This window comes from Georgenia thermotolerans (genome assembly GCF_009193185.1).
Classification (GTDB): Bacteria; Actinomycetota; Actinomycetes; order Actinomycetales; family Actinomycetaceae; genus Georgenia; species Georgenia thermotolerans.
Genome location: NZ_VUKF01000086.1, coordinates 1 through 4,741 on the forward strand (window position 1 = coordinate 1; position 4,741 = coordinate 4,741).

The following is a 4,741-nucleotide window of genomic DNA, read 5'->3' on the forward strand; positions in this document are numbered from 1 at the left end:
CGCCGCCACCGTCGCCGCGGCCTCGCGTGCCGCCCGCGACGCGCTCGCCGCCACCGGCGGCGCCCACGGCGCGGCGCTCGACGCCGGCGCGGCCGGCTACGTCGTGCTGCTCGGCGCGCTCGTCGACGTCGTCGCCGGCGAGGGGGAGACCGGCACCCAGCGGGCCGACGCCGTCGCGGCCCTGCTCGCCGGGCTCGGTGCGGCCGCCACGCCCGCCAGCGACGGGCCCGCAGAATCCGACGACGGCGCGGGCGACTTCGAGGTGATGTACGTCCTGCGGGCCGACGCCGCATGCGCCGCCGCGCTGCGCGAGACCCTCGCCGGCACCGGCCACTCCGTCGCGGTCGTCGGCGCCGCCGACGCCACCGGCGCGGGGGTGTGGCAGGTGCACGTCCACACCGACGCCCCGCTGACGGCGCTGGCCGAGCCGGCCGTCATGGACCAGGTCTGCGTGCGCTACCTGCGCCCCCTGCTCACCGGGCTGCCGCCCCGGCCCCCGCACGGCCACGCGCCCGAGGCCACGCCCGGCGCGGCGTCGCCCGAGGCCACGCCCGGCGCGGCGTCGCCCGAGACCCCCGAGGCGCGCACCGTGCCCGCCGGGGTCGTCGCCTGCACCCGGGCGCCCGGCCTGCTCGAGCCGCTGGCCCGCACCGGCGCCGTCGTCGTCCTGGACCCGCCCGCCGACCCGGCCGGCCTGCTGCGCGCCGCTGCCGACACCGGCGCGGCCCGCGTCCTCGTGCTGCCGTGCGACGAGGCCTCGGCAGCCACCGCGCAGGCCGCCGCCCAGGCCGCCGACGGACGCTCCGCGCCGCACCTGGGCGGGCGCCAGGAGATCGCCGTGGCCGCCACCCGCAACGAGCTGCACGTGCTCGCCGCGGCGGTGGAGGTCTCCGGCCCCGGCGTCCCCGAGGCGGGCGAGCTGCTGCCGGCGCTGGCCGAGCAGGCCGCGCGGCGGGTGCGCACCGTGGCGCTCGACGCGGACGCCGCGCCGGCCCTGCTCGCGGACGAGCTCGGGCCCGCGGACGAGCTGGTCACCGCCCTGCTCGGCGCCGGCGCCGACGACGAGGTCGCCGAGCAGCTGCGCGAGACCGTCGCCCAGGTGGCGCCGCAGGTCGAGGTCGTCGTGGTCCGGGGCGGGCAGCGTGCCCCGGCCGTGCTGGTGGGGGTGGAGTGAGCGAGCGAGTCGTGCGTGGCAGCAGGCACGTGCCGGCGGTGGCGGGAGACCGGACGGGCAGGCTGTCCACGCCGCTGTCCAAGGCCGTGGGGCCCAAGACCGCCGAGGCGCTGGAGAAGCTGGGGCCCCGCACCACGGGGGACCTGCTGCGTTACTACCCGCGCCGCTACGGCGACCGTGGCAAGCTCACCGACCTCGCGCACCTGCGGCTCGGCGAGCACGTCACCGTCATCGCCCAGGTGGCGAAGAACGGCGGGGTGCGGCCCATGCGCAACCGCAACGGGGCCATCCTCAACGTCACCATCACCGACGGGCGCGCCGAGCTGCAGCTGACCTTCTTCGGCAAGCACGCCCGCACGCTCGATGGCCACGCGAACCGGCTGCGGACCGGCGCCACCGGCATGTTCACCGGCACCGTGAGCGCCTACCGCGGCAGCCGGCAGCTGACTCATCCCGACTACGAGACCTTCGCGGACCTCGACGACGAGTTCGAGGCGGTGCAGAAGATCGACTGGCCGGTGCCGATCTACCCCGCCAGCGCGGCCATCGCCAGCTGGCGCATCGGCACCGCCGTGCGCACCGTGCTCGGGGCGCAGCAGGCCGGCGACGTGCCCGAGCCGCTGCCCGCCGCCTACCGCGAGACCCACCACCTCGTCGGCGCCCTGCAGGCGCTGCAGCTGGTGCACGAGCCGCACAGCACCACCGACATCGCCCGCGCCCACCTGCGGCTGCGCCACGAGGAGGCGTTCGTGCTGCAGACGGCGCTCGCCCAGCGCCGCTCCGCCATGCTGGCCCGGCCCGCCACCGCCCGCCCGGCCCGCCCCGGGGGCATCCGCGACGCCTTCGACGCCCGCCTGCCCTTCACCCTCACCGCCGGCCAGCGCGAGGTCGGTGACGTCCTCGAGGCCGAGCTCGCCCGGCCGTTGCCCATGCAGCGGCTGCTCCAGGGCGAGGTCGGGTCGGGCAAGACCGTCGTGGCGCTGCGGGCCATGCTCCAGGTCGTCGACGCCGGCGGGCAGGCCGCGCTGCTGGCCCCCACCGAGGTCCTCGCCCAGCAGCACCTGCGCACCATCACCGCGCTGCTCGGCCCGCTGGCCGAGGCCGGCATGCTCGGCGGGGCGGAGGAGGCCACCCGGGTGACCCTGCTGACCGGCTCCCTCGGCGCCACCGCCCGCCGCAAGGCCCTGGCCGCGGCGGCCTCGGGGGAGGCGGGCATCGTCATCGGCACCCACGCCCTGCTCAGCGAGAACGTCCAGTTCGCCGACCTGGGCCTGGTCGTCATCGACGAGCAGCACCGCTTCGGCGTCGAGCAGCGCGACGCCCTGCGCGCCAAGGCCGACGCCTCCCCGCACCTGCTCGTCATGACCGCCACGCCGATCCCGCGCACCGTGGCCATGACCAGCTTCGGGGACCTGGAGACCTCCACCCTCAGCGAGCTGCCGGCCGGGCGCTCCGGCGTCGAGACGGTCGTCGTGCCCGCGTCCAGGCCCGCCTGGATCCAGCGGGTGTGGCAGCGCATCCGGGAGGAGGTCGACGCCGGCGGGCGCGCCTACGTCGTGTGCCCGCGGATCAGCGCCACCGAGGCCGAGCAGGGCGCGGAGGAGGACCTCGTCGAGGACCTCCTCGACGACCTGCCGGACACCGGCGACCTGCTGGCCACCGGCGCCGTCGGCGCCGCCGCCCCGGCGCCGGCCCGCCCCGCCCTGGCGGCGGTGGAGGAGGTCGCGGCCCTGCTGCGCCAGGAGCCGGCGCTCGAGGGCGTGACGATCGGGGAGATGCACGGCCGGCTGAGCACCGAAGCCAAGGACGCCGCCATGGCGGCCTTCGCCGGCGGGGCGGCCCCGGTGCTCGTGTCCACCACGGTCATCGAGGTCGGCGTGGACGTGCCCGAGGCCACGGTCATGGTCATCCTCGACGCCGACCGTTTCGGCCTGTCCCAGCTGCACCAGCTGCGCGGGCGCATCGGCCGCGGCACCAAGCCGGGGGTCTGCCTGGCGGTGACCACCGCCGAGCCGGGCTCCCGGGCGATGGAGCGCGTGGAGGCCTTCGCCGGCACGACGGACGGCTTCCGCCTCGCCGAGCTCGACCTCGAGCAGCGCCGGGAGGGCGACATCCTCGGCGCAGCCCAGGCCGGCCGGGGCTCGTCGCTGCGGCTGCTGCGGGTGACCAAGGACCTCGACATCATCGCCGACGCCCGGGCCGCCGCCCGCGACCTCGTCGCCCGCGACCCGGCGCTGGCCACCGAGCCCGACCTCGCCGAGGTCCTCGCGGAGAGCCTGGACGAGGAGACGGCGGAGTACCTCCAGCGCTTCTGAGCCACCGCCGTCCCCGTCCCGGCGTCGCGTCGTCGTCCCGGCGTCGCGCCGTGTCGTCCCGACGGCGCCCCCGTCGCGGTGTGCGGCGCCGCCGTCGCCCCATGCGGCGGCAGCCGTGCCGTGCCGGCCGTCCACCACGCCTACGCTCGACCGCGTGACCCGTGCCGCGGCCCAGCCGCTCGTGCGCGCCGCCGGCCTCACCGTCGGCTACGGCGCCGCCGTGTGCCCGCCCCTGAGCTTCACCCTCCGCGAGGGGCAGGTCCTCGCCGTCGTCGGCGCCAACGGCACGGGCAAGTCCACCCTGCTGCGCACCATCGCCGGGCAGCTCGAGGCGGTCAAGGGTCGCGTCGAGGTGCTCGGGCGGCCGGTGGACGAGCGCAGCGTGGACTTTCGCGCCGCGGTGGCCGCCGAGCTGGGCGACGACGTCTTCTTCCCCGCGCTCACGGCCCGCGAGCACCTCCTGCTGACCTGCCTGGGCCACGGCGTGGCGGACGCGCCGGACGTCGTGGAGGACCTGCTCGAGGAGTTCGGGCTCACCGCCCGCGCCGACGCGCTGCCCCAGGCGCTGTCCTCCGGGCAGCGGCGCCGCCTGCTGCTGGCGGCCGCCTTCGCCCGGCCCCGGTCCCTGCTGCTGCTCGACGAGCCCGAGCAGCGCCTGGACACCCGCATGCGCGGGCACCTGGCCGGCCGGCTCGTCGAGGAGCGCGAGAGCGGCGGCGCGGTCCTCCTCGCTACCCACGACCCCGCCCTCGTCGCCCGGGCGGCCACCGCGGTGCTCCTGATCACCGAGGAGGCGGTGCGCCTGCTCGCGGCGGCCGACGGCGCCGACGCCGTCGCGCACCTGTGAGGACCGGGCGCGCGGTCCGCCGCTGGACCCGGCGCCGCGCCGGCGGCCGCGCCGCGGGCAGCGTCACGGACCTGCTCGTCGACGTCTACACCGCCGCGTTCGCGGTGGTCATGACGGTGGCGATCGCGCTGACGGCGGCGACCCACCTCGGTGCCGAGCTCGCCGCCGCGCCGCCGACGGTCAGCGCCGGCGTCGCCCTGGCCCCCGGGTGGCTGGCGGTGCTCGCCGCGCTCGCGGCCCTGGCCGGGCTCGCCGGGCTCGCCGCCCGGCTCGGGCCCGTCGCGCTGTCCGGGCCGCAGGCCCGCTGGTGGCTGCCGCTGCCGGTGGACCGCCGTTCCCTGCTCCGCCCCGCCGCCGCCCGCTGGCCCCTGCTCGCCGTCGCGCCCGGCGCGCTGCTCGGGGCCG

The 4,741-nt window shown here is 78.2% G+C and carries 3 protein-coding genes and 1 pseudogene; all 4 read left to right on the plus strand.

The window, feature by feature from the left end:
• Positions 1 to 1,174, plus strand: a pseudogene (locus GD970_RS21130) (hypothetical protein); the annotation flags it as partial.
• Positions 1,171 to 3,489, plus strand: coding sequence for an ATP-dependent DNA helicase RecG (locus tag GD970_RS21135; RefSeq protein WP_405002602.1), 2,319 nt, complete (start codon positions 1,171 to 1,173; stop codon positions 3,487 to 3,489). The pseudogene GD970_RS21130 and the gene GD970_RS21135, both read left to right, overlap by 4 nt.
• A gap of 154 nt (positions 3,490 to 3,643) precedes the next feature.
• Complete coding sequence (locus GD970_RS21140; RefSeq protein ID WP_152204855.1) at positions 3,644 to 4,336, plus strand: ABC transporter ATP-binding protein; 693 nt, start codon at positions 3,644 to 3,646, stop codon at positions 4,334 to 4,336.
• Positions 4,333 to 4,741, plus strand: a 409-nt coding sequence (locus tag GD970_RS21145; RefSeq protein WP_226925523.1) for a DUF6297 family protein, incomplete at its 3' end; no start/stop codon positions are given. The genes GD970_RS21140 and GD970_RS21145, both read left to right, overlap by 4 nt.